The sequence below is a fragment of the Kribbella sp. NBC_00359 genome (genome assembly GCF_036097425.1).
Lineage (GTDB): Bacteria > Actinomycetota > Actinomycetes > Propionibacteriales > Kribbellaceae > Kribbella.
Genome location: NZ_CP107975.1, coordinates 4,636,928 through 4,662,059 on the forward strand (window position 1 = coordinate 4,636,928; position 25,132 = coordinate 4,662,059).

At 68.5% G+C, this 25,132-nt stretch carries 24 protein-coding genes; 14 read left to right on the forward strand and 10 right to left on the reverse strand.

The window, feature by feature from the left end:
• Positions 1 to 10: 10 nt before the first annotated feature.
• Together OG876_RS22850 and OG876_RS22855 are read right to left on the reverse strand one after the other, a co-directional pair.
• The gene (locus tag OG876_RS22850) at positions 11 to 1,135 is read right to left on the reverse strand and encodes a DUF5938 domain-containing protein (protein WP_328518642.1); all 1,125 of its coding nucleotides are present in this window, start codon (positions 1,133 to 1,135) and stop codon (positions 11 to 13) included.
• 8 nt (positions 1,136 to 1,143) lie between these two features.
• Positions 1,144 to 1,950: an SDR family NAD(P)-dependent oxidoreductase gene (locus OG876_RS22855; RefSeq protein ID WP_328518643.1), complete on the reverse strand. Its 807-nt coding sequence runs from the start codon at positions 1,948 to 1,950 to the stop codon at positions 1,144 to 1,146.
• A 193-nt stretch (positions 1,951 to 2,143) separates the two neighbouring features.
• On the opposite strand from OG876_RS22855, the gene OG876_RS22860 reads away from it, so the two are divergent.
• Entirely contained in the window at positions 2,144 to 2,785 is a 642-nt protein-coding gene (locus OG876_RS22860; protein WP_328518644.1) for a TetR/AcrR family transcriptional regulator, read from the forward strand.
• A 6-nt stretch (positions 2,786 to 2,791) separates the two neighbouring features.
• On the opposite strand, the gene OG876_RS22865 is transcribed toward OG876_RS22860, so the two are convergent.
• Together OG876_RS22865 and deoD are read right to left on the reverse strand one after the other, a co-directional pair.
• The gene (locus tag OG876_RS22865; RefSeq protein WP_328518645.1) at positions 2,792 to 3,172 is read right to left on the reverse strand and encodes a hypothetical protein; all 381 of its coding nucleotides are present in this window, start codon (positions 3,170 to 3,172) and stop codon (positions 2,792 to 2,794) included.
• 203 nt (positions 3,173 to 3,375) lie between these two features.
• Positions 3,376 to 4,089 (reverse strand): purine-nucleoside phosphorylase, encoded by a 714-nt coding sequence (gene deoD / locus OG876_RS22870; protein WP_328518646.1) that lies wholly within the window; start codon positions 4,087 to 4,089, stop codon positions 3,376 to 3,378.
• Between the two features lie 39 nt (positions 4,090 to 4,128).
• Here deoD and nudC point away from each other — a divergent pair, with 39 nt between their 5' ends.
• Entirely contained in the window at positions 4,129 to 5,052 is a 924-nt protein-coding gene (gene nudC / locus OG876_RS22875; RefSeq protein WP_328518647.1) for an NAD(+) diphosphatase, read from the forward strand.
• On the opposite strand, the gene OG876_RS22880 is transcribed toward nudC, so the two are convergent.
• Together OG876_RS22880 and OG876_RS22885 are read right to left on the reverse strand one after the other, a co-directional pair.
• Complete coding sequence (locus OG876_RS22880; RefSeq protein WP_328518648.1) at positions 5,053 to 7,434, reverse strand: hypothetical protein; 2,382 nt, start codon at positions 7,432 to 7,434, stop codon at positions 5,053 to 5,055.
• Positions 7,435 to 7,533: 99 nt separating this feature from the next.
• Complete coding sequence (locus tag OG876_RS22885; RefSeq protein ID WP_328518649.1) at positions 7,534 to 7,773, reverse strand: mycoredoxin; 240 nt, start codon at positions 7,771 to 7,773, stop codon at positions 7,534 to 7,536.
• A 101-nt stretch (positions 7,774 to 7,874) separates the two neighbouring features.
• Here OG876_RS22885 and OG876_RS22890 point away from each other — a divergent pair, with 101 nt between their 5' ends.
• The 6 genes from OG876_RS22890 to OG876_RS22915 all read left to right on the forward strand — a co-directional run bounded on the left by OG876_RS22890 (position 7,875) and on the right by OG876_RS22915 (position 13,133).
• Entirely contained in the window at positions 7,875 to 9,998 is a 2,124-nt protein-coding gene (locus OG876_RS22890; protein ID WP_328518650.1) for an ATP-dependent DNA helicase UvrD2, read from the forward strand.
• A gap of 381 nt (positions 9,999 to 10,379) precedes the next feature.
• Positions 10,380 to 10,577 carry a hypothetical protein gene (locus OG876_RS22895; RefSeq protein WP_328518651.1) on the forward strand — a complete coding sequence of 66 codons (198 nt, stop codon included), beginning with the start codon at positions 10,380 to 10,382 and terminating at the stop codon, positions 10,575 to 10,577.
• 147 nt (positions 10,578 to 10,724) lie between these two features.
• Entirely contained in the window at positions 10,725 to 11,012 is a 288-nt protein-coding gene (locus OG876_RS22900) for a WhiB family transcriptional regulator (protein WP_131285495.1), read from the forward strand.
• Between the two features lie 32 nt (positions 11,013 to 11,044).
• Positions 11,045 to 11,263 carry a hypothetical protein gene (locus OG876_RS22905; RefSeq protein ID WP_328518652.1) on the forward strand — a complete coding sequence of 73 codons (219 nt, stop codon included), beginning with the start codon at positions 11,045 to 11,047 and terminating at the stop codon, positions 11,261 to 11,263.
• A 153-nt stretch (positions 11,264 to 11,416) separates the two neighbouring features.
• Positions 11,417 to 11,584 (forward strand): hypothetical protein, encoded by a 168-nt coding sequence (locus OG876_RS22910; protein WP_328518653.1) that lies wholly within the window; start codon positions 11,417 to 11,419, stop codon positions 11,582 to 11,584.
• A gap of 79 nt (positions 11,585 to 11,663) precedes the next feature.
• Complete coding sequence (locus OG876_RS22915) at positions 11,664 to 13,133, forward strand: MFS transporter (RefSeq protein ID WP_328518654.1); 1,470 nt, start codon at positions 11,664 to 11,666, stop codon at positions 13,131 to 13,133.
• Here the strand turns inward: OG876_RS22915 and OG876_RS22920 are convergent.
• Both OG876_RS22920 and OG876_RS22925 read right to left on the reverse strand, forming a co-directional pair.
• On the reverse strand, positions 13,123 to 14,433 hold the full coding sequence (locus OG876_RS22920; protein WP_328518655.1) for an ABC1 kinase family protein: 1,311 nt from the start codon (positions 14,431 to 14,433) through the stop codon (positions 13,123 to 13,125). The genes OG876_RS22915 and OG876_RS22920 overlap by 11 nt on opposite strands.
• A 93-nt stretch (positions 14,434 to 14,526) precedes the next feature.
• On the reverse strand, positions 14,527 to 14,685 hold the full coding sequence (locus OG876_RS22925) for a DUF5679 domain-containing protein (RefSeq protein ID WP_012922897.1): 159 nt from the start codon (positions 14,683 to 14,685) through the stop codon (positions 14,527 to 14,529).
• Between the two features lie 521 nt (positions 14,686 to 15,206).
• Between OG876_RS22925 and OG876_RS22930 the strand changes: the two genes are divergently transcribed.
• The 3 genes from OG876_RS22930 to OG876_RS22940 all read left to right on the forward strand — a co-directional run bounded on the left by OG876_RS22930 (position 15,207) and on the right by OG876_RS22940 (position 18,873).
• The gene (locus tag OG876_RS22930) at positions 15,207 to 15,743 is read left to right on the forward strand and encodes a M48 family metallopeptidase (protein ID WP_328518656.1); all 537 of its coding nucleotides are present in this window, start codon (positions 15,207 to 15,209) and stop codon (positions 15,741 to 15,743) included.
• A 176-nt stretch (positions 15,744 to 15,919) separates the two neighbouring features.
• A complete protein-coding gene (locus OG876_RS22935) occupies positions 15,920 to 18,109 on the forward strand; it encodes an MMPL family transporter (RefSeq protein WP_328518657.1) in 2,190 nt (729 codons plus the stop codon).
• A gap of 95 nt (positions 18,110 to 18,204) precedes the next feature.
• On the forward strand, positions 18,205 to 18,873 hold the full coding sequence (locus OG876_RS22940; protein ID WP_328518658.1) for a uridine kinase: 669 nt from the start codon (positions 18,205 to 18,207) through the stop codon (positions 18,871 to 18,873).
• Here OG876_RS22940 and OG876_RS22945 read toward each other — a convergent pair.
• Entirely contained in the window at positions 18,866 to 19,441 is a 576-nt protein-coding gene (locus OG876_RS22945; RefSeq protein ID WP_328518659.1) for a CGNR zinc finger domain-containing protein, read from the reverse strand. The two genes, OG876_RS22940 and OG876_RS22945, sit on opposite strands and share 8 nt — an antisense overlap.
• Positions 19,442 to 19,505: 64 nt before the next feature.
• Between OG876_RS22945 and OG876_RS22950 the strand changes: the two genes are divergently transcribed.
• Positions 19,506 to 20,681: an MFS transporter gene (locus OG876_RS22950; RefSeq protein WP_328518660.1), complete on the forward strand. Its 1,176-nt coding sequence runs from the start codon at positions 19,506 to 19,508 to the stop codon at positions 20,679 to 20,681.
• On the opposite strand, the gene OG876_RS22955 is transcribed toward OG876_RS22950, so the two are convergent.
• The gene (locus tag OG876_RS22955; protein ID WP_328518661.1) at positions 20,656 to 22,917 is read right to left on the reverse strand and encodes an FdhF/YdeP family oxidoreductase; all 2,262 of its coding nucleotides are present in this window, start codon (positions 22,915 to 22,917) and stop codon (positions 20,656 to 20,658) included. The two genes, OG876_RS22950 and OG876_RS22955, sit on opposite strands and share 26 nt — an antisense overlap.
• Before the next feature lie 146 nt (positions 22,918 to 23,063).
• On the opposite strand from OG876_RS22955, the gene OG876_RS22960 reads away from it, so the two are divergent.
• Together OG876_RS22960 and OG876_RS22965 are read left to right on the forward strand one after the other, a co-directional pair.
• Positions 23,064 to 23,792: an SDR family NAD(P)-dependent oxidoreductase gene (locus OG876_RS22960; RefSeq protein WP_328518662.1), complete on the forward strand. Its 729-nt coding sequence runs from the start codon at positions 23,064 to 23,066 to the stop codon at positions 23,790 to 23,792.
• Between the two features lie 19 nt (positions 23,793 to 23,811).
• Positions 23,812 to 25,113, forward strand: a complete 1,302-nt coding sequence (locus tag OG876_RS22965; RefSeq protein WP_328518663.1) for an MFS transporter — start codon at positions 23,812 to 23,814, stop codon at positions 25,111 to 25,113.
• Positions 25,114 to 25,132 lie beyond the last annotated feature (19 nt).

The window sequence follows — 25,132 nt, forward strand, 5'->3', positions numbered from 1 at the left end:
GGTGACTCCCTCAGTGGAGCCTGGTCAGCTGCGGCTCGGACACCAGCCCGAAGCTGCGCAGTACGCCGAGCAGCTCACGGTGACCGAACGCCTGGCAACCACTCGCGAAACCCACGCGCTTCGGTGGTGTCTGCAGCAGTGAGTACGCCGCATACGCCTGAAGCAGGCCGGTCTGCTGGTAGTTGCTGTTGCCGTGGATGACACAGTGCGCGCGGCCGAGTGGACCGGAGGCGTGCACGGAGTCCAGGGACTTGTTCACGCGCGGGTTCTCCCGTGGCGGCATCTGGTTCATCACCTGACGGGCGGTCTCGGCCAGAGCCGCACTGCGTTCGTCCGGTGCCATGTCCTTGGTGGCTTCGAGCGCCGCGGCGACGATCTGCGGTACGCCGTTCATGAGTGCGGCGTTGAAGACGCCGCCCTGCGCCTTGCAGTTGGCCACGCGGGGATCGTGTTTGAACCAGACCGGATGCGATGTACCACCCCAGGGCAGGGACAGCGCCAGTTCGTGTTGCCCGGGCACCACCAGAGGCACGAGGCCCTGCTCGGGAAACTCGACGTACGCGTTCTGCTCCAGGTAGTGCGGCTTGGACGTGGCCGCGTTGACCAGGATGCTTCGAGTCGAAGCGATGGTCGGACTGCCACCCCAGAACACCGCGATGTCCAGCGTGTCCAGGCCAGGCTCTTCCAAGCACAGCTGGGCGGCGATCTCGCCAGTGGTGTACATCTGCGCGACACCGGGCGCCAGCAGCAGCCCTGCCTCCGCGAACTTGGCGCCATACTCCTCGTCGCAGGTGAGCAGCCAGTTCTGCTCGCCGGTGGTGTCGGTGTAGTGCGCTCCTGCCGCGAGTGCCGCCTCGACAGCTGCCGGGCCGAATTCGCTGAACGGTCCGACCATGTTGAGCACCACTGACGCGCCCTTGAACAGATCGGTCAGGGCGGCGACGTCGTGGTCGACAGTCGCGATCTCGTAGTCGGCGGTCTCGATTCCCGGTACGTGGGAATCCATCGACGCCTTCAGCTTGGCCTCGTCGCGACCGGCGGCCACGAACGGGACGTGGTAGTGACGGAGGTACTCACACACCAGCCGGCCGGTATAGCCGGAGGCGCCGTACACAACGACAGGCCTGCTGCTCATGCCGCGCCTCACATCCCCATGCCGCCGTCGACCGGCAGACCGATGCCGGTGATGAACCGTGCTTCGTCCGAGGCCAGGAAGACAACGGCGTCGGCGATGTCGGCGACCTCGCCGAGCCGGCCGGCCGGCGTCAGGCCGACCACCGCGGCGACCGCGGCCTCGGCGGACTCGAACAGTCCGAGCTCGGCGCAGTCGTTGGCCAGACCGGCGCCCATCGCGGTCGGCACGAGACCGGGGTAGATGCAGTTGACGCGTACGCCGTACCCGAGTTTGCCGGACTCCATCGCGGCGACCCGGGTGAGCCGGTCGACCGCGGACTTGGTCGCGGAGTAGACCGCGATGCCCGGGAACGCGATGGTCGCGGCGACCGACGAGACGTTGATGATCGCGCCACCCTGGCCGGCCAGTCCGTCCGGACGCATGGTCCGCAGGCCCCACTTGATCCCGAGCGTGGTGCCGAGCACGTTGACGTCGAGCATCTTGCGGATCTGGTCGGCCGTCACCTCGGTGAGCAGGCTGGTGATCTCGATGCCCGCGTTGTTCACCAGGATGTCCAGGCCGCCGAGGATGTCGTTGGCCGCGACGACGGCGTTCTCCCAGCTGCCTTCGTCGGTGATGTCGTGGGCGACGAAGCCGTTGCCGCCGCCGTACTCGGCGTCGAGGGCGTCGGCGACCGCCTCGCCGGCGTCCTTCTGCAGATCGCTGACCACCACCTTGGCGCCGGCCGCGGCGAGCGCCTTCGCCATCCCCTCGCCGAGCCCCTGGGCCCCGCCGGTGACGAGGGCCTTGCGGCCAGAGAGATCGAGTCCGCCCATCTGAAGCTCCTTTACTCGAAGAACACTGCCTCGAAGGACACCGGGGTTCGGTTCACACTCTGGCCAGGGTTTTGACACTCGTCAAGACTTTGTTGGACACTTGTCAAGAAAATCTCCCCGCCGTGGGACGCGCCTGGCCCGCGGCGGGGTACGCTGACGCGAACGAACCGGCCGGACGACAGGGGAGTGTGCGATGACCGCGATCTCGGCGAACGCCCCCGACCCGGACCGGCCGGCCCGGGTCTCGGGGATCGACAAGATCGAGCGCCGCCGGATCGCGCTGGCCGAGTCGGCGCTGAAGACCCTCGGCGAGCTCGGGTACGCGCGGACCAGCCTGCGGGAGATCGCGAACAACTCCGAGTTCACCCACGGCGTCGTGCACTACTACTTCCGCGACAAGATCGACCTGATCAGCTACTGCGTGCGGTACTACAAGACCAAGTGCGCGCAGCGGTACGACGAGGTCGTCGAGACCGCGACCTCGGCCGACGAACTGGCCGTCGGCTTCCTGGGCAAGATGACCCAGACACTGGTCGAGGAGACCCCGATGCACCGGCTCTGGTACGACCTGCGGGCGCAGAGCATGTTCGAGGACCAGCTCCGGCCGGATGTCGTGGCGATCGATCAGCTGCTGGAGCAGATGATCTGGCGGATCCTCACCCGGTACGCCGACCTGGTCGGCGGCGCCCCGACCGTCGACGCCCCGACGGCGTACGCACTGGTCGACGGCCTGTTCGAGCAGGCCGTGGTCGGCTATGCCGAGGACCCGGAGAAGGTGGCGGACCTGCTGGCCGATCGGGTCAAGCAGGTCCTCCCGAAACTCGTCGCGGCGTAACCCGCGCTACTCGGCTCCGCAGTTTGCCTTGCAGAGCTTGTCGGTCAGCGTGAGGATCGCTCCGGGCTGGTCGGAGTCGGCCTCGGTCGAGAACTCGACGGTCCAGTTGCCGGCCGTGGTCTGCGCCGACGCCTTGCCCTGCTGCTGTTTCAGCCAGTCGGCAATCTGACCGCGGGGATTCACGTGGGCCAGCTCCAGCGCCTGCGGTGCGAAATCGGACAGCTTCGTCGTCGCCTCCGCGGCCACCCCGGTCGCCTGCAGTGACAGCACCGGCGGGCGTGGGTGCGTCCCGATCAGCACCTGGATCGACGTGGTGCCCTGGCTACAGGTCTGGTACGCCTCGTCGGTGCTGCACTGGTACTTCTTGCCGGCGAAGGCCGAGACCACCTGTGCGGCGGTCAGGTCCGGCAGCTTCGCCTCCGGGGTGCTCGCGCTCGAGGAGGCCGTCGGGCTGCCGGACGTCGGCGTGCTGGACGTGGTCGCATCCGGCTTGCTGCCGTCGGACTTGCTGTCGTCGGACTTGCCGGAGCAGGCCGCCGTACCGATGAGGATCGCGGCGCACGCCAGGACGGCCGCGCCCTGCCGGGCGTTCAGACCGGCACCTCGATCGCCGCGTCGAGGGCGATCGTGATCATCTCGGAGAACGTCGTCTGGCGTTCCTCGGCGGTCGTCTCCTCCTTGGTGATCAGGTGATCGGAGACCGTCATGATGCCGAGTGCGCGACGGCCGAACTTCGCCGCCAGCGTGTAGAGCGCCGAGGCCTCCATCTCGATGCCGAGTACGCCGTACTCCGCCGTCCGCGACACCAGGTCCGGGCGGTCGTTGTAGAACAGGTCGCCGGAGAACACCTGGCCGACGTGCACGTTCAGCCCGGCCGCCTCGGCCGCGTCCACCGCCGCGCGGAGCAGCTGGTAGTCCGCCGTCGGCGCGTAGTCGATGCCGTGGAAGCGCAGCCGGTTCATCTGCGAGTCGGTGCTCGCGGACATCGCCACGATCACGTCGCGGACCCGGACGGCCTCGGTCAGCGCGCCACACGTCCCGACCCGGATCAGGGTCTGTACGTCGTACTCCGCGAACAGCTCGTGCGCGTAGATGGAGGCCGACGGCTGGCCCATGCCGGAGCCCTGCACGGAGATCCGCTCACCCTTGTAGGTGCCGGTGAACCCGAACATGTTCCGGATCTCGGTGTAGCAGGTCACGTCCGACAGGTAGGTCTCCGCGATCCACTTGGCCCGCAGTGGGTCGCCGGGGAACAGTACCCGCGGTGCGATCTGCCCCTTCTCGGCGGCGATGTGAATACTCATGCGGGGATGCTCTCACGGTGCCGGGGTAGGTTGAGGCATGTGGCCTACTCCATCGCTCCAGGTTCGCTAGCCCTGTCCCGGTCCGTGCTCGACCGGGCCGCCGATCGCAGGCGTGACGAAGAGTGGCTGGACAAGGCGTGGGCGGCGCCGGACACCCAGGTGGCCTTGGTGGCTGGCGACAAGTTGCTGGTGACCTCTGACCGCGCCGCACTGCGGTTCGTGCTCCCATCCGAGGCGCCGGACGGCATCCGGGTCTTCCTGGGCATCGACCGCGAGTCCGGTGCGGGCCAGACCGCGGACGGTCGTGCTGTCTTCGCCGTACTCGCGGGCACCGAGGCGGACGAGTCGTACGCCGGACTCCGCGAGATGGGCGCCGTGCTGAGCGACCGGGAGGCCGGTATCGCGGTCAACGTGATCGGTCTGGCCAACTGGCACGCCGTCCACACCCACTGCGCGAACTGTGGCGCGCACACCGAGGTCATCGACGCAGGACACGTCCGGCAGTGCCCGGTGTGCGGGCTGTCGCACTTCCCGCGCAGCGATCCGGCGATCATCGTGCTCGTCACGGACGACCAGGACCGCGCTCTGCTCGGCCGCAACGAGGCCTGGCCGGAGGGCCGCTACTCGACGCTGGCCGGCTTCGTCGAGCCCGGTGAGTCGCTGGAGGCCGCCGTACGGCGTGAGGTCCTGGAGGAGACCGGTGTGGTTGTGGGGCCCGAGATCGAGTACGCCGGCAGCCAGCCGTGGCCGCTGCCGTCCAGCCTGATGCTCGGCTTCTTCGCCAAGGCGTCGAACTTCGACATCGAGGTGGACGCCGACGAGATCGCCGAGGCCAAGTGGTTCACCCGGGAGGACCTTCGTGCGCTGGTCGAAGCCGGCACGATGGCCCTCCCCGGCAACATCTCCATCTCCCGCCGCCTGATCGAGGGCTGGTACGGCGAGGAGCTCACCGGAAGCTGGTGATCACCGGCCCACGTCGGACCGGGCAGCCGCGACGCGGATCAGGATCCCCTCCCAGCGCTCCACGCTGCCGTCGGCCTCCAGTTGCCTGACCTTCTTGTCCACTGCGATGACGTAGGCGGCGTGACTCGGCCAGTCCGCTGTCGCATGCGGCAGGACATCGGTCAGTGTGCAGCCGTAGGTCAGGAAACGGTTCACCACGTGGCTGTCGACGTTCCCGGTCCACACCGTCGACCGGACGTCCGACTGCGGACACCCGTCGACCGGTGGGGTGTACGAGGCCAGGTTGGTCGGGCTCGTGTAGCCGTCCGGTCGCAGCAGCGTGTAGTAGATGCCGTCCGGCGTTTGGGTGAGCCGGTTGAGGCCGTGGTCGCGCAGGATGGTCGCTTCGCCGCTGAGGATGTCCAGGACGAACAGCCGTCCGCCGGTGACGCCGTACAGGTAGCCGTCCCGCCAGGACAGTGCTCCGTCGTTGGCGCCGGTGACTCCGCTGAACACCGGGATCTGGCGGGCCACCTGGCCCGTGGACGGGTTGACCACGAAGACGATGCCGTCAGCCAGGCCCCACAGGTTGCCGTCCGGTCCGGCGATCAGCTCGTTGATACTGGCGGCGCCGGACACCGGCACGATGTCGGACAGCACCTGACCGGTCGACGGGTCGACCTTGATCAGGTGGGCCTCTGACGCCTTCGGCACGGTGCCTTGGCCGCCCTCGATGCCGGAGCCGGCCCACACGTCCGCACCGAGTGGCAGGACGGATGCGATGGTCTGATCCGGCACCAGGTTGCGGTACACCGTGAAGGCGCCGGTCGGCACGTCGAGCACGGTCAGGGCTCCGCCGTACTCGCCGTACGCCGGAGTGGTGCCGACGTACACGCGGTTGCCGGCCGGGACGACCGATACGGGCCGATTCTGGTGGTGGCTGTCGACCAGGCTGAACAGTTCCTTCGGGTTGGTCGGACTGTCCGGAGCGGTCGGGTCCCAGAGGGAGAGGCGACCGTAGGGGTAGATGCCGACGTACATCTTGCCGGTGCCGTCCCAGCCCCAGCCCTCGACCTGACCCTGCCGCGTGGTGATGGTCGTCTTGCCCGTGGCCGGGTCGTAGATGCCGGTGGAGCCGTTCAGGTAGACGTTGACGAAGACCTTGCCGGTCGTGGGGTCCGCGAGCTCGTGCATGAGCGGCGACGCGACGTACTGGAACGGCGAGCTCCACTGCGCGAGCGTGCCGTCCTGCGGGTCGTAGCGGAACGTTCCGCCGGAGTAGTTCCCGGCCAGTCCGTACAGCACGGGTACGCCGTTCTCCGTCACCCAGCCGTAGCCGATCGAGGCGCCACGCGTCAGGGTCCGCGGCGGTGAGACCGGACCGACGGTGTTGGTGTCGAGGTCGTAGTGGGTGAGGGCCAGCGTGTTGTTGGTGAAGTACACGCCACCCGGACCGGCCGCGGAGACTCCACGGGCCGCGATCGGGTAGTCCATCACCTGGGTGCCGGTTGCGGAGTCGGTGAACTTGACCTGCTCACCGGTGACCGCGTCGACCACGACCAGGCGGCTGCTGGCGTTCGCGAACACCCGTCCGCCCGCGTAGTCGAGGTCGATGAAGTCCTTGGCCGTCGTACCCGGGGGAGTGATGTCCTCGACTGCCTTGGTGTCCACGTCGATGCGTAAGAGCCGCGCGTTCGGAGTGGAGACGCCGACAAAGAGCTTGTGGTGGTCCGGGTCATAGACCGTCGACCGCGCGTACTGCTGCACCGGGTCGAGCGAGCCGTAGTCGGTGACCTGACCGTTCGACGGGTCGTACTTGAAGGCGTGCGCGGTCGGATAGGTCCCGGCGTACACGTTGCCGTCCTGGTCGGCGGTGAGGCCGTAGATCTGGGACTCACCCGGAATCGGCTGGCCCAGGTCGGTCACCGTGCCGGTGTCAGGGCTGTAGCGGTAGAGGTGCGCGTTCGGGTAGGTGCCGGCGTACACACTGCCGTCCGGCGCCACCACGATCGCCCACCCGCCCGCGGCGCCCGGGAGCGGCGTGGCGCTGATCAGCTGGCGGGTGTGCAGGTCCACGACGTTGAGACGTGCGTTCTCACCGGCGGGTACGGCGTACACGACGTCGCGTCCGTCCGGAAGCTTGCCGATCGCGCCCTCCATGACGGTGAGCGAGCTGACCGGCGAACCGAGGTCGCGGATGACGTCGTTCGCCGGGCCGAACGGGGTGGTCGGCGGCTGGATCGGTCCGTTCTCCGAGGGGAACGGAAACGGCAGCCCTGGCCTGACCGGATCAGGCGGCCCGGCGATCGCGGCCAGGCCGCCGCCGGCCAGCAGGCCCAGCGTGACGGTCAGGGTCAGGACGGCGCGAGACAAGGCACAGCGAACATGACGGCGCGGAATCATGGGCGGGCTCCCTGCGACGTTGGTCCCAGGAAGGTATAACGGTCATGACCGTAATGTCCATAACTCAGGCCGTATGACCTGCGCGACGGTGCCGGAAGGTCAGGCGACCAGCTTCTCGGCGACCTGCGCGAGCGACGGGTTGGTCATCGCGGTGCCGTCCGGGAACACGACGGTCGGGACGGTCTGGTTGCCGTTGTTGATCTTCTCGACCAACTGCGCCGCCTCCGGCTGCTGCTCGATGTCGACCTCGGTGAACTCGATGCCGGCTCGCTTCAGCTGGCCCTTCAGGCGGTGGCAGTAACCGCACCAGGGCGTCGAGTACATGGTGAAAGCCGACATCGGCTGACTCCTAAGGGAGTTGGGAGGGGTTTCTGTCCGGCGGCCCGTCTAGGGTTGCCTTCGACATATCCGAACCCTGCCGCAGGTGGTGCTGTTCCCCGATGTCCCCGTCCGTGAGCGATCTCACACAGTCCGCATCCGCGGACGCCCTGCTCGAGGCGCTCGATCCGGAGCAGCGGGCGGTCGCGACGACCCTGCACGGACCGGTCGTGGTGATGGCCGGCGCGGGCACCGGGAAGACCCGGGCGATCACCCACCGGATCGCGTACGGCGTCCGGACCGGGACCTTCGACCCGCTGCGCGTGCTCGCGGTGACGTTCACCCAGCGGGCGGCGGGGGAGATGCGCGGGCGGCTCGCGCAGCTCGGGGTCGAGGGCGTGCAGGCGCGCACCTTCCACTCCGCGGCGCTCCGGCAGGCGCGATGGTTCTGGCCCAAGGTGTACGGCGGGGAGCTGCCGCCGATCGTGGACCGCAAGTTCCCACTGCTGACCGAGGCGGCGTCGCGCTGCCGGGTCCGGGTGGACACTCCCGCACTGCGCGACCTGGCCGGCGAGGTCGAGTGGGCCAAGGTGAGCAACGTCCGGCCGGACGACTACGCGAAGGTCGCGCCTCGCTCGGGCCGGACGCTGGCCGCGTTCGACCCGGCCACGATCGCGCGGATCTTCGCGGCGTACGAGGACGTGAAGCTCGAGCGTGGGCGGATCGATCTGGAGGATGTGCTGCTGTGTGCGACCGCGCTGCTCGCGGAGGATGAGCGGGTCGCGGCCGAGATCCGGCGGCAGTACCGGACGTTCGTCGTGGACGAGTACCAGGACGTGAGCCCGCTGCAGCAGAGCCTGCTCGACCTGTGGCTCGGTGGTCGTGAGGACGTCTGCGTGGTCGGCGACCCGGCGCAGACCATCTACTCCTGGGCCGGCGCCGAGCCGGAGAATCTGGTGCGCTTCGCGTCCCGGCACCCGTCGGCGGCGGTGATCAAGCTGGTCCGCGACTACCGATCGACGCCGCAGATCGTCGACGTCGCGAACAAGATCCTCGATGCGGCCGGTCCGGCCGGGCTGCCCGGACGGGTGACGCTGCGGTCGCAGCGTGACCCCGGTCCGGCTCCGGTCTACCGCGAGTACTCGGATGAGGTCGCGGAGGCGGATGCGGTGGGACGGGCGGTCGCGCGGCTCCGTGACGAGGGCGTCGCGCTGCGAGACATCGCCGTACTGTTCCGGACCAACGCGCAGTCGGAGAACTTCGAGCAGGCGCTGGCGGAGCGGAAGATCCCGACCGTGCTGAAGGGGGCCGAGCGGTTCTTCGAGCGGGCCGAGATCCGGCAGGCCGCCGTACTGCTGCGGGGTCAGGCGAAGGCCGGAGACGTGTCGGACGACCTGGTCGAGGTGGTCAGGGGCGTGCTGGGTGGGGCCGGGTGGACGCCGGAGCCGCCGACCGGGACGGGTGCGGTCCGGGACCGGTGGGAGTCGCTGATGGCACTGGTGACGATGACGTCCGACTTCGCGGCCGCACACCCCGAGGCCCGGTTGCCGGAGCTGATGGCCGAGCTGGACCGGCGGGCGTCGATCCAGCACGCGCCGCTGGCCGAGGGGGTGACGCTGGCGACGCTGCACGCGGCCAAGGGTCTGGAGTGGGACTGCGTGTTCATCGTCGGCGCCCACGAGGGGACGCTCCCGATCGCCTATGCCCAGACACCGGCGCAGGTCGAGGAGGAGCGGCGGCTGTTCTATGTCGGTGTCACGCGGGCCAAGCAGCAGCTGTTCGTCAGCTGGTCGACGTCGCGCTCGCCCGGCGGGCGCGGTCAGCGCGGCCCGACCCGCTTCCTCGACCCGATCGGCGTCCGTACGGCGCGTACCGAGTGGAACTCGTCGTCCGTCGGCTGGGAGCGGCCGTCCGCCGAGGCTCGGCCCGCCCGCAGCGGCCGCCCGATCCCGAAGTGCCGCGTCTGCGGCCGCGGCCTGCTCGACCCCGGCGCCCGCAAGCTCGGCCGCTGCGAGGACTGTCCCTCGAACATCGACCAGAAGCTGTACGACGCCCTGCTCGCCTGGCGCACCGAGCAGGCGGAGACCGAGCGGATGCCCGCCTTCGTCATCCTCACCGACGCCACCCTGACCGCCATCGCCGAGACCCGCCCGACCGACGAGCAGTCCCTCCGCAAGATCCCCGGCATCGGCCACACCAAGCTGACCAAGTACGGCGAGCACATCCTCAACCTCTGCACCCGCTAGTTACCCGCAGGTCGGACGGCCGCGCCTGCCCTTCCGGGCAATCTGGAGGAAATCTGTTGCCAGGCACGGGTTGCGAGGCGCATCCTGAAGGACGTGCCGTGTTCTGCTGATGGCAGACGTGGCAATTAGGTGACAGAGGCAACGATCCCGGAGCGTGCGGATGGCGTCCCGGAGCGTGCCGGAAGCCTGTCCTGGCAGCCAGATCCGGTCGCCTGGGCGGCAACTTCCGGCCAAGTTCGCGAACTGGCGATAAATAGTTTGCGGGCTCCGACTCCGGCGGCGTACTGTTCTTTCTGCGGTCGAAGCCTGGCCGAAAACTTCAAACAACCATAGCGATCGAGCTAACCGCCCGCTTCGCCACAACGAGAGGAGGTGCCCTGGATGAACATCAACACGGTCAAGAAGCCGTTCAGCGACATGGCCGCGCTGCCGTGCGCCCCGATTCAGGGTGCCTCGCCGCGTCTGCACGTCGCGACCGTTGTGCTCATGGCCTCTGGCGCCACCCCGTTCCGGGGCGGAGCTGTCGGCGATGTGAAGTACGGCGGTTCGGGTTCTCGAGCATGGAGTCCACCGGTCTGACATGACGTCAGCCGGCACCTCCAAGGCCGCGGAACCCACCAAAGGGTCCCGCGGCCCTTTTGTTTGTCCCTGAATTTGGCGGTCATCAACCGTTGACCGTCACCGACGACAAGAGATCAGCACAAAAGTCACTGGGAGGTGACCGGAATGAGCGTGAGCTTCCTCGATGTCTTCACCGAGGTGGCAACGTCGCAGGACCTGCCCTGTCGGTCCTACGCGCCAGAACTCTTCTTCGCCGAATCGCCGGCGGACGTCGAGTACGCGAAGTCTCTCTGCACGACCTGCCCGCTGAAGGCCGAGTGCCTGGCCGGAGCGCTCGAGCGTTCCGAGCCGTGGGGAGTGTGGGGTGGCGAGCTGTTCGTCCAGGGTGTGGTGGTTCCGCGCAAGCGGCCACGTGGACGCCCTCGCAAGAGCGACACCGTAACCGCGGCCTGAACGAAACCCAATCCGAATCGAGACTCCGAACCATGACCAACCAGACTTCGCACAGGAGAATTCAGATGCATTTACTTCACGAAGATCTCGCCCGTGCTCATTGTCGTTCTACCTTGCACGACGCCGAGCAGAACCGGCGCTTCCGCCTCGCTCACCAGATCGAGAAGGCGCAGAAGCAGGCCGAGCGGGCCAGCCGGCGAGCTGAGAGGGCCAGCGCACGCGCGCGCCTCGCACTCGCCCGCCTCGTCTGATCCACCCGTAACACACAGCCCGCCGGGCGGTCCGAAAGGGAGGACCGACCCGGCAGGCACCACAGCCTGACCAGCTGAATCACTGAGGGGCGGCATCCACCGGGTGCCGCCCCTCCTTCGTGCCCGAGCCGTGGGGAGGTGCAGACTACTGCCATGGTTAGAGCTACCTGTGCGTTGTGTGGTCAGCAGGCGGAGTCGGAGGACGCGCCGCTGACCTGGGTGACCTCGCTGGAGGACGGCCGCAAGCTGCTGTACTGCGACCGGTGTGCCCGGGAGAACGTCCGCGGCATCGAGGGGAAGCTCGACCCCGTCTATTGGTGAGAAAGTTCTGAACCGGCTGTCGATTCCGGGGTGATCCGCCCGACGCAGGAGTGAAGACCCTCCTGCGGAAGGAACCATCATGACTCTCACCGCCGACGGCGAGACCGTGACGATCGGCCGGCGGCAGTGGATCGCACTGGGCGTCCTCTGCCTCGCCACGCTGCTGGTGTCGCTGGATCTGTTCGTGATGCTGCTGGCCGTGCCGGCGGTGACCGAGGCGCTCGGGGCGTCCAGCAGCCAGCAGCTGTGGATCCTGGACGTGTACGGGTTCATGGTGGCCGGTCTGATGATCACGATGGGCAATCTCGGCGACCGGATCGGCCGCCGCCGCCTGCTGCTGACCGCCGCTGCCGTCTTCGGTGTCGCCTCGATCGTCGCGGCGTACTCGGTCAGCCCCGGCATGCTGATCGGCGCCCGGGCGGTGCTGGGTATCGCCGGCGCCGCGATCGCGCCGTGCACGCTGTCGCTGATCTCGACGCTGTTCCCCGACACACGTCAGCGGGCGACCGCGCTGGGGATCTGGGCCGGATGCTTCACCATCGGCGCCGTGGTCGGTCCGATCGTCGGTGGCGTCCTGCTCAACCACTTCTGGTGGGGCTCGGCCTTCCTGATCGGCGTACCGGCGATGGTCGTGCTGCTGGTGGTCGGTCCGATCCTGCTGCCGGAGTACCGGAACGAGCAGGCCGGGCGGATCGACATACCGAGTGTGGTGCTGTCGCTGGCCGCGATCCTGCCGGCGATCCACGGCCTGAAGCACCTGGCCGCGCACGGCGCCGGCGCGGAGTCCGTCGCCGCCCTGGTGATCGGCGGAGTCTTCGGCTGGATCTTCGTACGGCGTCAGCGTCGCCTGGCCGACCCGCTGGTCGACGTACGGCTGTTCACCCGGCTCACCTTCAGCGTGTCGCTCGGCAGCATGATGACGTACTCGATGCTGTCCGGCGGCGTGATGGTGTTCGTCGCGCAGTACTTCCAGCTGGTGCAGGGCATGACCCCGCTGGCCGCCGGGATCGCGCTGGTGCCGGGCATGCTCACGTCCACCGTCGCCTTCCAGCTGGCGCCGCGGTTGGCCCAGCGGATCCGGCCGGGCGTGCTGATCCCCGCCGGCATCGCGTTCACGATCGTCGGGATGGCCGTGATGACGCAGGCGACCTCGACGACCGTCCTGGTGATCGCGTTCGCGGTCGAGGCCGTCGGCGCCGCGCCGCTGGTCACGCTGGGGACGAACCTGGTCATCGGCTCGGTCCCGCCGGAGAAGGCCGGGTCCGCCGGTGCGCTGACCCAGACCAGCAACGAGTTCGGCTACGCGCTGGGCATCGCGATCCTCGGCAGCGTGGTCACCGCGGCGTACCGCAGCCAGATGGGCGGACGCGGCGGCAACTCCCTGGGCGAGGCGATCACCCAGGGCGTCCCGAACGACGTCCTCGCCGACGCCCACGACGCCTTCACCACCGGCTTCCACCTGGCCGCCGGCATCACCGCCCTGGCCCTGACCGCCATCGCCGTCCTGCTGGCCGTCACCCTTCGCTCGGTGCCGCCGCTCAGTCGGTGAAACCGGGCAGGAACTCCTCCAGGACGGCCCGGAACGGCGCTTCGGCCTCGAGCTGCGAGAGTACGGCGATGCCGCCGATCCAGACGCGGTGGATCAGCAGGTACGACGGCGGCAGGTTGATCTTGAGCGCCATCGACGCGCTGGGGGACCGGAAGTCACCGGTCCGGTTCGCCTGGGCACGCATCCAGGCCCGGCTGAACTGGAACTTCTCGGCCCGGGCCGGTTCGGCGAACGGCGAGAGGTAATCCATCAGCTGGTCAGGGTCGATCTCCATCCGCGGCTTGATGAAGCCTTCCTCGCGCAGCCCGGCCAGGACGGCCGCGGCATCGCCTTCCAGGGAGATCCGCAGCAACCGCCCGATGGCCGGCGGCAATCCCTCCGGCAGCCGCGCGCACAGGCCGAAGTCGACCACGCCGAGCCGGCCGTCGGGCATCACCCGGAAGTTCCCCGGATGCGGGTCCGAGTGCAGCAGACCGGCGTACTTCGGCCCGCTGAACATGAACCGGACGTACTTCAGCCCGATCTCGTCGCGCTCCTGCTGGGTGCCGTCGGTGATGATCGACGACAGTGGCCGGCCCTCGATCCACTCGGACACGATGACGCTGGGGGAGTGCTTGATGACGCGTGGCACCACGAACTCGTCGTGATCCTTGAAGGCGTCGGCGTACTGCTGCTGGGCCTGGGCCTCGCGGTCGTAGTCGAGCTCCTCGCCGATCCGCTCCTGCAGCTCGGCGACCAGCGGCTTCATGTCCAGGCCGGGGACGAACGTCCCGAAGGTCCGGGCGAACCGGCCGAGCTGGCGCAGGTCCGCGCGGAGGGCGTCGGCGGCGCCCGGGTACTGCAGCTTGACCGCGACCTCGCGGCCGTCCATCAGGATGCCGCGGTGCACCTGGCCGATCGACGCGGCCGCCGCGGGCAGGTCGTCGAACTCGGCGAACCGGTCCCGCCAGCGCTTGCCCAGCTCGCGCGACAGGATCGTGTGCACGGTCGAGGCCGGCATCGGCGGGGCGGAGTCCTGCAGCTTCGTCAGAGCGGCCCGGTACGGCGCGGCCAGTTCCTCCGGCATCGCCGACTCCATCAGGCTGAGCATCTGCCCGAACTTCATGGCGCCGCCCTTGAGCTCGCCGAGGACGGCGAACAGCTGGTCGGCCGTGCGGCGCTGGAACTCGGCCAGTACGGTCTCGGCCGGCGTCCCACCGATCCGCTTGCCCAGGCCGACCGTCGCCCGCCCGGCGGCACCGAGCGGCAGGCTGGCAAGTTTGGCGGTCCGGCTCAGCGCCTTACGAGGGAGATCCGACACGCACCCATTCTGTCCGGTCACCCAAGCCGGACGACGGAGGGGCGGTGTCCGGCACGTTCTGCGTGTCGGACCCCGCCCCTACGACTTGGTGCGTCAGGCCTTGCCGAGGATTCGGTTCAGGTTCGTACCGCACTCGGGGCACTTGGCCTTGGCCATGCGCGTGCCCTTGTCGTTGACCTTGACCTCGCCGTCGGCGGTGCGCTTGGCCTTGCACTTGACGCAGTAGAACTCGCCGCTCCAGGTCTCTGCCATGAGGGCCCTCTCCTTGCTCTGTACCAGCCTGGGGTTCCCACCCCAGGCAGTCGTGGATGCTAACGGCAGACTCGTTCTGCCGTAGGCCGTTCGGCCCAGTCGGGATTCACCCTACGGCAGGCGGGAGCAGGCTCAAGCGCACCGGACGGTCCGCGCGCCGCTGGGCTCCGGCGGGGAAAGCCTTTTCCGAACGGTCCGGCAGCACAGAACAGGCTCCCGGTGATCCGCCTTCGGAACCGCTCGGCTTCCCCTCCGAACGGCCCCGGAGGCGATCCGGGAGCCTGTTGGAACTGACGCTAGGAGCCGGCCGCGGCGCTGGCAAGGCCGCGTTGTCCACGCCTGTGGATAACCCTGTGTGCAACCTGTGGGGCGCGCCGCGCGGCACTGTGGACGGGCGGGGGAACAGGGTGTGAACAACCGGAATCGGTGACCCCAAGATCTGGCGTCTGACCTGCGGAAACTCGGATTCACAGGATGTGGACGGAAGAAAGTTGTCAGATTCTCAGGGTACTTTTTGACCCATGGCCGATTCTCCACCGCGACCGATCCCGCCGTTCGTGGACATCCGCCGCAGCAAGCGGCGCAAGCGGACCGTCAGCGCCTACCGGGACGGCGAGCGGGTGGTCGTGCTGATGCCCGACCGGCTGTCCGCCGCGGAGGAGGCGCGCTGGGTCGAGACCATGCTGGCGCGGCTGGACAAGCAGCGCAGCCGATCCCGCGTGTCGGACGAAAAATTGTTGGCCAGAGCACACGAACTCGCGTGTCGTCATCTCCCCGAAGTGCCCGAACCTGCGTCAGTCAGGTGGGTTTCGAACCAAAACAGACGGTGGGGATCCTGCACTCCGGCGGACCGATCCATCCGTTTGAGCACCCGTTTGCAGTCGATGCCCGCCTGGGTGGTCGACTACGTGCTCATCCACGAGCTCGCCCATCTGGTCGAGCCGGCCCACAACGCCGCCTTCTGGGCGCTGGTCCACCGCTACCCCAAGGCCGAGCGTGCCGAGGGGTATCTGGAGGGCATCTCCGCCGCCTCGTCCCTGAACCTCGAGGACTTCTGACCCTCGTGTCGTACGGCGTACGACAAAGGGTGGGGTGGGGCTAGCCCCAGGGTGGACTGGGTGGCTTCCTGCATGGTCGCCGCCTGCTCCGGCCAGCCAGGCTGTGACTCATAGCCAGCGCCGCGCCAGGTGCGCTGGGTGGGGCGCCTGAGGGGGCGCAGAGGGGCAGGGAAGGTATGGCCAGGGGACAGATCACGGTGCGGGCGGCGCGCTGGAGCGCCACCCATCCGTGGCGGGCGATCGCGATGTGGGTGGCAGTCGTGATCGCCTGTTTCGCACTCGGCTCGGTGACCGGGACCAAGCAGTCCGAGAACGAGGGCGACATCGGTGAGGTGACCCGGGCCGACAACATCGTCAAGTCCGGCAACTTCGCCGACCCGGACGTGGAGAGCGTGCTGATCACGGCTCCGTCCGGGACGCTCGACCAGAAGGCGGCCGACCAGGCGGCCGGCGTGGTGATCCAGAAGATGCGCGCCCTCGGTGGGGTCGCGGAGGTCGCCCAGCCGATCGCGTCGGTGAAGAAGGACGCGGTGATCGTCAGGGTCACCCTGAAGGACGGGGAGGGCGACAACCGTGTGCAGCCGCTGCTCGACACGACAGCTCAGCTTCAGCAGCAGTACCCGAACCTCCGGATCGAGGAGGTCGGAGGGCTGTCGATCGACAAGGCCCTCAACGAGACCCTCGGCAAGGACTTCAAGCGGGCGGAGATGTTCAGCCTGCCGGTGACGCTCGCGATCCTCCTGATCGCGTTCGGCGCGCTGATCGCTGCCTCGGTGCCGTTGGTACTGGCGCTGTCCGCAGTCGCAGCCGCGATCGGCCTGTCCGCGGCGGCGTCGCAGCTCGTCCCCGCGGTCGACGCGGTGAACAGCGTGATCCTGCTGATCGGTATGGCGGTCGGCGTCGACTACTCACTCTTCTACCTGCGCCGTGAACGCGAGGAACGCGCGAAGGGTCGCGGTCACGTCGACGCGGTCGAGATCGCCGCCGCCACCTCCGGCCACGCGGTCGTCGTCTCCGGTACGGCGGTGATCATCTCGATGGCCGGGTTGTTCCTGGCCCGGGACGCGGTGTTCTCGTCCTTCGCGGTCGGCTCGATCCTGGTCGTCGCGGTGGCCGTCGTCGGTTCGCTGACCGTGCTCCCCGCCGTACTCGCGAAGCTGGGTCGCTGGGTGGACCGTCCGCGGATCCCGCTGGTGTGGCGACTGACTGCGAACAAGGGCAAGCCGCGCTTCTGGCCGACCGTGCTGAAGCCGGCCCTGAAGCACCCGGTCGCCACGCTGCTGGTCTCCGTCACCGCATTGCTGGCCGTCGCGTCGCCGGCGTTGGGGATGACGCTGAAGTTCCCGGGCACCGAGGATCTGCCGCGGACCACGTCGGTGATGAAGGCGTACGACCGGCTGACAGCGGCCTTCCCGAGCACGGGCACCAGCCACGAGGTCGCCGTCCGCGCACCGGCCAACCAGGCGCCGGCGGTCAAGGCCGCTCTCGCCGAGCTGGTGCAGCGCACGCAGCACGACAAGCTCTTCGCGCAGGACGGTCTCGAGGAGCCGCGGGTCTCCAAGGACGGCACCGTCACGACCCTCGAGGTCGCTACGCCGTACGCGGGTGGCAGCCAGGAGGCGCGTGACTCGCTGACCAAGCTGCGCAAGGAGCTGATGCCGGAGACGGTCGGCAAGGTGCCGGGAGTCGAGTACGCCGTCGGTGGGTTCGTGGCCGCGGACGTCGACTATGCGGCTCACACGCGGGCCAAGTTGCCGCTGGTGATCGGGTTCGTGCTGCTGCTGACGATGATCGTGATGATGGTGACGTTCCGGTCCGTGGTGGTCGCGATCACCGCGATCGGGCTGAACCTGCTGAGCGCGGGAGCGGCGTATGGCGTCGTCACCGCGGTGTTCCAGAACACCTGGGCCGAAGGGCTGCTGCACTTCCGGTCGAACGGGGCGGTGGTCAGTTGGTTGCCGCTGTTCCTCTTCGTGGTGCTGTTCGGGCTGTCGATGGACTACCACGTGTTCGTGGTCAGCCGGATCCGCGAGGCGGTGCTGCGCGGCGTACCGACCAAGCAGGCGGTGGCCGAGGGCATCACCGGCTCGGCCGGCGTGGTCACCAGCGCTGCGGCCGTGATGATCGGGGTGTTCGCGGTCTTCGCGACGCTGAGCACGCTGGACATGAAGCAGCTCGGCGTCGGCCTGGCGGTCGCGATCCTGATCGACGCGACGATCATCCGCGCGGTCGTCCTCCCGAGCGTGATGACCCTGCTCGGCGACGCCAACTGGTGGGCCCCGAAGTGGCTCCGCCGCAAGCCCGCCAAGCACGGGATCCAGCCGCCGGCTCCGGAGGAGGAGCGCGAGCTCACCCCGGTCGGCTGACGGTTCCTTCAGCGCCTCACCCGGTGAAAATCGGGTGAGGCGCTGCCGTTGTTCCGGCAGACTGGCCCGCGGTCCGACACACTGGGGAGACGAACGTGGGCAAGCGTGCTGCGGTGCTGGCCGAGTTGGCCGAGGTGATTCTGGCGGTCGATCGGCCGCATCCGGTCCGGGTGGCCATCGACGGCTGCTCGGCGGCCGGGAAGACGACGTTGGCGGACGAGTTGGCGCAGGTACTGCGCGACCGGACCGACCGCGAGATCATCCGGGCGGGGATCGACTACTTCAAGCGTGCCTTCGCGCTGCGGACGGCGTACCCGGTCGACTCGCCGGAGGGTTACTACCTCGACACCTGGGACAACGAGGCGATCCGCGATCGTCTCCTGATCCCGCTCGGTCCAGGCGGCGACCGGCGCTACACCACCGCCATCATGGAGCCGTCCGCCCGAGCAGCCCTCGAGTCGCCGATCGAGGTGGCCGCCGATGATGCCGTGCTACTGGCTGACGAAGCGTTCCTGCAGCGGCCGGAGCTCGATGATTACTGGGACCTGCGCGTGTACGTGGACGTGAGCTTCGACGTGGTCCTGCGTCGCGGCATCGAGCGTGACCAGCAATGGATGACGTCTGCTGCCGCCGCTGAGCAGCGCTATCTCAACAAGTACATTCCAGGCGAGCGGCTGTACGTCGACCAGCTCAACCCGCGAGACCGTGCACAAGTTGTCGTAGGCAACGAAGACCCGGCCAGTCCCACTCTCACCTTCAACTAGCCTGCCGGGCTCGGTGGGCGGCCGCCTTGACCCGGCTCTGACATTGAGGTGAGCAGAAGCGCCGCTGGCCGTTGCGCGAGACGTCGACGAAGACCCGGTCGCACTGCGGGGCCGCGCACACGCCTAGGCGGCCGGCCAGCCCGGTGCCCAGGGCGAGCGCGAGGCCGGCCGCGCAGCCGGCGGTCCAGCCGTTGACGAGTCCGTCGTCCAGGCCGTGGAAGTGCAGGCTCCAGCCGTCGTTCCGCCGGTCCAGTTGCGGTCGGGAGTTGGTGTCCACGAGCAGCGCGTTCACCTCGTCCGCCGCGCGATCGAGGTCTCCCGCATGCGCGGCTTCGAAGACGATGCGCATCCGCCCCGCGAGCACGGCCAACCGCCGTGCGTCGTCCGCGTCGACGGACGGCCGCGGGTAGCCGATGGCTGCCAAGGCGTCGGAGACGGCCTGCGCCTCGTCGGCCGGCGCGGGGAACGGCGTGCCACCGGAGTAGCCGGGCGTCAGCCGGTTCACGTACTCGACGGAGGCCGCCAGCACGTTGCGGGCGTGACTATCAAAAGACACTTGACCGGTCATGGGTCCTCTCCGTAGGCTCTCGCGTGACCGATCATAGCCACTTAGACAGTCATGGGGGCTGGAGATGAGTGCGGTAGCGACCTTGACCTCGCCCTGGCGCGGGTTGTCTCCGGCGGTGTGGATCCTGGTCACGGCCCGTGCGGTCAACCGGATCGGCGCGTTCACGCTGCCGTTCCTCGGAGTCGTGCTGACCGTCGAGTTCGGCGCGTCGCTCAGCCAGACCGGCCTGATCCTGGCGCTCTTCGGCGCGGCCACGATCCCGTCCCGGTTGCTCGGCGGGGCCGATCGGCTCGGCCGTCGCCGTACGATCGTGCTCGGCCTGACCGGCTGTGCCGTCGCCCAGACCTGGATCGCGTTGAGTCACGCGCTCTGGTCCGCCGTGCTCGCGACCGTGCTGCTCGGCCTCGCTTTCGAGATCTACGAGCCGCCGAGTCAGGCGATGATCGCCGACGTGACCAGTCCGTCCGATCGGCCGGCGGCGTACGGGTTGTACAGCGCGGCGCTGGCCGCGGCCGGAGTGCTGGCCGGCCTGCTCGCCGCGGCGATCAGCCACGTCGACCTGCGCTGGCTCTTCGTCGCCGACGCTCTCACCTGCCTGGCCTGCGCTGTCCTGGTCGCACTCGCCCTTCCAGTCGACGTACGGCGGGAGACGGAAGAGCTCGTCGTCAGGTCCGAGGAAGTCTCGGTGTGGCGGGACCGGCGGCTGTTGCTTCTGCTTGCCTGCGGGACCGTGTTCGCCACCATCTATATGCAACTGGTGATCGGTGTGCCACTGACGTTGCTCGAGCAGGGCCTGCCGAAGTCCGGCACTGGCTTCATCCTGGCGGTGTCTGCGGTGACCTTGATCGTCGCTCAGCGCCTGCTCCGGTTGCAGCAGTTCGACGACTTCCGGGCGATGACAGTCGGCTACGTCCTGCTCGGAGCGGGGCTCGTCGTCACCGCCATCGCGCACAGCCTCACGATCTTCCTGTTCGCTGCAGTGCTCTGGAGCCTCGGCGACCTCTTCCTCCTGACCCGCTATCTCACGCAGGCATCCGGCCTCGCGCCCGAGCACGCCCGCGGCCGCTACCTCGCCGTCTTCGGCCTGAGCTGGGGCATCGCGACCACCATCGCCCCATTGACCGTCACCCAACTTCTCGACGCTGCGGGCCCGAAGGGTCTGTGGCTCACCAGCGCGGCGGTGGCCGCCGCACTGGCTCTCGCCCAACCGTGGCTCAGGAAGCGACTGGCTCGAGCCTGACCGTCAAGCCCTTGGCGACCGGGGTGTTGCTGCCTTTCGCGACGTCGTCGGCCGACATCAGGACATTGGTCTCCGGGTAGTACGCCGCCACACAGCCGCGCGCCGTCGGGTACGACACCAGCCGGAACCCGGAGGCCCGCCGCTCGACGCCCTGGAACTCGCTCACGATGTCGACGTACCCACCGTCCTTCAACCCGAGCTCGGCGAGGTCGTCCGGATTCACGAAGACGACCTCGCGGGTCCCGTTGACGCCGCGGTAGCGGTCCTCGAGCCCGTAGATCGTCGTGTTGAACTGGTCGTGACTGCGCATCGTCTGCAGCAGCAGCCGGCCAGGGGCCGTCGGCAGCCAACTGAGATCGTTCGCGGTGAACTGCGCCTTCGCGTCCGACGTCCGGAACTCGCGCTTGTCCCGGGCCGCGTGCGCCAGCAGGAACCCGCCCTCGTTGGCCCGCAGCCGATCCTCGAAGTCCTCGTACCCGTCAGCCACCCGGCCGATCCGCTGCCGGATCAGGCTGTAGTCCTCGGCGAAGTCGGCCCACGGGATCTGCCCGCTATCCGGTACGACGGCCCGCGCGAGCCCGCAGATGATGCCGATCTCCGACTTCAGCTCCGGAGCCGGCGGTGTCAGATTGCCCGTGGACAAGTGCACCGCGCCTTGCGAGTCCTCGACCGTCACCGACTGCGGTCCGGCCGCGGTGTGGTCGTGATCGGTCCGCCCGAGCGTCGGCAGGATCAACGCCTCGCGCCCGGTGATGGTGTGCGACCGGTTGAGCTTGGTCGAGACGTGCACGGTCAGGTCGCACTCCCGCAGACCCCGGTGCACGACCTCGGTGTCAGGTGTCGCGGAGGCGAAGTTACCGCCCATGGCGAAGAAGACCCGGACCGCACCATCACGCAGCCGCTTCACCGTCTCGGCCGCGTCGATGCCGTGCTCGCGGGGTGAAGTGAACGAGAACTCGGCGTCCAGCTTGTCCAGGAAGGTGTCCGGCATCTTCTCCCAGATGCCCATGCTGCGGTCGCCCTGGACGTTCGAGTGGCCGCGCACCGGGCACGGGCCGGCGCCAGGCTTGCCGATGTTTCCCTGCAGGAGCAGCACGTTGACGATCTCGCTGATGGTCGCGACGGCCTCCCGGTGCTGGGTCAGGCCCATCGCCCAGCAGATCACCGTCGCCTTGGACTTGATGAACCGGTGGGCGAACTCCTCGATCTCCGTCCGGCGCAGCCCGGTCGCGAGCTCGACGGCAGCCCAGTCGAGCTCGGCGTTGTGCTTGGCGTAGAGCTCGTAGCCGCTGGTGTGGCTCTCGATGAAGGACTTGTCCAGCACGGTCCCGGGGCGCGCTGCCTCGGTCTCGAGCAGAAGGTGGCCGACGGCAAGGAACAGTGCCTGGTCGCCGCCGATCCGGATCTGCAGGAGCTGGTCGGCCAGCGTCGTACCCTTGCCGACCCAGCCGCGCGGGCGCTGCGGATTCTTGAAGTTCATCAGGCCCGGCTCGGGCAGCGGGTTCACCGAGACGATGTCGGCGCCGTTGCGCTTGGCGATCTCGAGGTGGCTGAGCATCCGGGGCGCGTTGGTGCCCGGGTTCTGGCCGACGACGACGATCAGCTCGGCCTCCTCCAGCATCTCCAGCGTGACGGCGCCCTTGCCGCTGCCGATCACCCGGGACAGCGCCGTACCGGACGACTCGTGGCACATGTTCGAGCAGTCGGGCAGGTTGTTGGTGCCGTAGGCCCGGACGAAGAGCTGGTAGAGGAAGGCGGCCTCGTTGCTGGTCCGGCCGGAGGTGTAGAAGACGGCGTCGTTCGGGTCGACGAGGGCCTTCAGGTGCCGCGCGACGACCTGGAACGCCTCTTCCCAGCCGACCGGCTCGTAGTGCGTCGCCCCGGCCCGCAGCAGCATCGGCTCGGTGATCCGGCCGAGCTTGCCGAGCTCGAACTCGGAGATCTCGTTCATCGCGTCGACGGTGTGCTCGGCGAAGAAGGCGCGCGGCACGCGCTTGCGGGTCGCCTCCCAGGCCACCGCCTTGGCGCCGTTCTCGCAGAACTCGGCCGCGTGTTTGCGCTTGTGGTCGGGGTCCGGCCAGGCGCAGGACGGGCAGTCGAAGCCGCCGTCCTGGTTCATCTTCAGGAAGACCTTGCCGGTCCGGGCCGGGCCCATCTCACGGAAACCGAACTTGAACGAGGACAGCACGGCGGGGACGCCGGCGGCCTTCTTCTTCGGGTGTTCGATATCGACCATGATTCAACAATAAGTCCAGCTATCACCACGCGCCGGATTGCTGGGCGGGGTTGTGGACAGGTGGCGCTCGGCACCATGGGACGCCGCCTGGATGTGTGACCGCATCCCATAGTGCGCGGCGGCGCGGATTTCTACAGTTGTCGGCCATGGAGACCCGTCGAGCCCTCGTCACCGGAGCTGCGTCCGGCATCGGTGCCGCATGTGCCCGGCGCCTCGCAGCCGACGGCGTACATGTCATCGCAGTCGACTACGACGCCGCCGGACTCGAGGCACTGGACGGTGTGGAGACGGTTGTCGCCGATCTGGCCGACCTGGAGCGACTGCCGGACCTTCCGACGGACGTGGACATCCTGGTGAACAACGCCGGGGTCCAGCAGGTCGCACCGGTCGAGCAGTTCCCGCCAGAGCGGTTCAGCTACATCCTGCGGCTCATGCTCGAGTCGCCGTTCCGCCTGATCCGGCAGACGCTTCCGCACATGTACGGCGCCGGCTGGGGTCGTGTGGTCAACATCAGCTCGGTGCACGGTCTCCGGGCCAGCCCGTTCAAGGCGGCGTACGTCGCTGCCAAGCACGGACTGGAAGGACTCAGCAAGGTCGTCGCCCTGGAGGGTGCGGCCCATGGAGTGACCAGCAACTGTGTGAACCCGGCCTACGTCCGGACGCCGCTGGTCACCGCCCAGCTGGCCGATCAGGCGGCCACCCACGGCCTGTCCGAGGCAGAGGTGCTGGACAAGGTCCTGCTCGAGCCGGTCGCGGTGAAGCGTCTGATCGAGCCGGCCGAAGTGGCGGAGCTGGTCGCGCTGCTGTGCGGCCCGGCGTCCGCCTCCATCACGGGGAGCTCGTTCGTACTCGACGGCGGCTGGACCGCCCACTAGCTCAGGAGAGAGCCCGCCCATGACAACTACAGAACCGGTCCGCACCCGGACGTCGATCGTCCGGGTGGTGGGCGCGAGTCTCGTCGGTACGACGGTCGAGTGGTACGACTTCTTCCTCTACGGCGTCGCCGCGTCGGTGGTGTTCGGCGAACTCTTCTTCCCCAAGGGCGAAGAGCTCACCGGGACGCTCCTGAGCTTCGCGACGTTCGCAGTGGGGTTCTTCGCCCGTCCGATCGGTGGGGTGGTGTTCGGCCACTTCGGTGACCGGTTGGGCCGCAAGCAACTGCTCGTGCTGTCGCTGCTGATGATGGGCCTCGCCACCTTCGCGATCGGCCTGCTCCCGACCTATGCGCAGGTCGGTGCGCTCGCTCCGATCCTGCTGACCGTGCTGCGACTCGTGCAGGGCTTCGCGCTCGGTGGTGAGTGGGGTGGCGCCGTACTGATCGTGTCGGAGCACGGTGACCCCGCACGGCGTGGCTTCTGGGCGTCCTGGCCGCAGGCCGGTGCTCCTGCGGGTCAGCTGATCGCCAACGGCGTACTGGCTGGGCTGGCGGCGTTCCAGTCTGATGCCGCCTTCAACGCGTGGGGCTGGCGCATCCCGTTCCTGTTGTCCGCCGTACTGGTGCTGGTCGGGCTGTGGGTGCGGTTGCGGATCGAGGAGTCACCGGTGTTCCAGGAGGCTCGGGCGAAGCAGGAGCCTGTGGACAAGCTGCCGATCATCGAGGTGATCACGCGCTATCCGCGGGAGGTGCTCACGGCGATGGGCGCCCGGATGGCGGAGAACGTCAGCTACTACATCTTCACCATCGTCATCGCGACGTACGCCAAGGAACACCTGGGCATGGGCAAGTCCTTCGCACTGAACGCCGTCCTGATCGGTGCGGCCGTGCACTTCTTCGCGATCCCGATGTGGGGTGCGCTGTCCGACCGGATCGGCCGGCGACCGGTGTACCTGATCGGTGCGGTGGGTGTGGGTGTCTGGGGCTTCCTCTTCGTGGCCCTGCTGGACACGAAGGACTTCGCTCTCGCCGCGCTGGCCGTCACCGTCGGGCTGGTGCTGCATGGCGCGATGTATGGACCGCAGGCCGCGTTCTTCACCGAGTTGTTCGGCACCCGCGTCCGCTACTCCGGTGTGTCCATCGGCTACCAGCTCGCCTCGATCATCGCGGGCGGTCTGGCCCCATTCATCGCGGTAGCACTGCTCAAGGCGTACGACTCCGGCTATGCGATCGCTGTGTACGTCGCAGTCTGTGCGGTGATCTCCATCGTCGCGGTGACGTCGTACACCGAAACGCACCGCCGGGACCTCACCACCCTCTAACTCCACCCCAAACTCTCTT

Bases quoted from the DNA above. Each gene is read 5' to 3' on its own strand.
- OG876_RS22850 (WP_328518642.1), bottom strand. From the start codon at position 1,135: ATGAGCAGCAGGCCTGTCGTTGTGTACGGCGCCTCCGGCTATACCGGC.
- OG876_RS22855 (WP_328518643.1), bottom strand. From the start codon at position 1,950: ATGGGCGGACTCGATCTCTCTGGCCGCAAGGCCCTCGTCACCGGCGGG.
- OG876_RS22860 (WP_328518644.1), top strand. From the start codon at position 2,144: ATGACCGCGATCTCGGCGAACGCCCCCGACCCGGACCGGCCGGCCCGG.
- deoD (WP_328518646.1), bottom strand. From the start codon at position 4,089: ATGAGTATTCACATCGCCGCCGAGAAGGGGCAGATCGCACCGCGGGTA.
- OG876_RS22880 (WP_328518648.1), bottom strand. From the start codon at position 7,434: ATGATTCCGCGCCGTCATGTTCGCTGTGCCTTGTCTCGCGCCGTCCTG.
- OG876_RS22885 (WP_328518649.1), bottom strand. From the start codon at position 7,773: ATGTCGGCTTTCACCATGTACTCGACGCCCTGGTGCGGTTACTGCCAC.
- OG876_RS22890 (WP_328518650.1), top strand. From the start codon at position 7,875: ATGTCCCCGTCCGTGAGCGATCTCACACAGTCCGCATCCGCGGACGCC.
- OG876_RS22895 (WP_328518651.1), top strand. From the start codon at position 10,380: ATGAACATCAACACGGTCAAGAAGCCGTTCAGCGACATGGCCGCGCTG.
- OG876_RS22900 (WP_131285495.1), top strand. From the start codon at position 10,725: ATGAGCGTGAGCTTCCTCGATGTCTTCACCGAGGTGGCAACGTCGCAG.
- OG876_RS22905 (WP_328518652.1), top strand. From the start codon at position 11,045: ATGACCAACCAGACTTCGCACAGGAGAATTCAGATGCATTTACTTCAC.
- OG876_RS22910 (WP_328518653.1), top strand. From the start codon at position 11,417: ATGGTTAGAGCTACCTGTGCGTTGTGTGGTCAGCAGGCGGAGTCGGAG.
- OG876_RS22915 (WP_328518654.1), top strand. From the start codon at position 11,664: ATGACTCTCACCGCCGACGGCGAGACCGTGACGATCGGCCGGCGGCAG.
- OG876_RS22925 (WP_012922897.1), bottom strand. From the start codon at position 14,685: ATGGCAGAGACCTGGAGCGGCGAGTTCTACTGCGTCAAGTGCAAGGCC.
- OG876_RS22930 (WP_328518656.1), top strand. From the start codon at position 15,207: ATGGCCGATTCTCCACCGCGACCGATCCCGCCGTTCGTGGACATCCGC.
- OG876_RS22935 (WP_328518657.1), top strand. From the start codon at position 15,920: ATGGCCAGGGGACAGATCACGGTGCGGGCGGCGCGCTGGAGCGCCACC.
- OG876_RS22945 (WP_328518659.1), bottom strand. From the start codon at position 19,441: ATGACCGGTCAAGTGTCTTTTGATAGTCACGCCCGCAACGTGCTGGCG.
- OG876_RS22950 (WP_328518660.1), top strand. From the start codon at position 19,506: ATGAGTGCGGTAGCGACCTTGACCTCGCCCTGGCGCGGGTTGTCTCCG.
- OG876_RS22955 (WP_328518661.1), bottom strand. From the start codon at position 22,917: ATGGTCGATATCGAACACCCGAAGAAGAAGGCCGCCGGCGTCCCCGCC.
- OG876_RS22960 (WP_328518662.1), top strand. From the start codon at position 23,064: ATGGAGACCCGTCGAGCCCTCGTCACCGGAGCTGCGTCCGGCATCGGT.
- OG876_RS22965 (WP_328518663.1), top strand. From the start codon at position 23,812: ATGACAACTACAGAACCGGTCCGCACCCGGACGTCGATCGTCCGGGTG.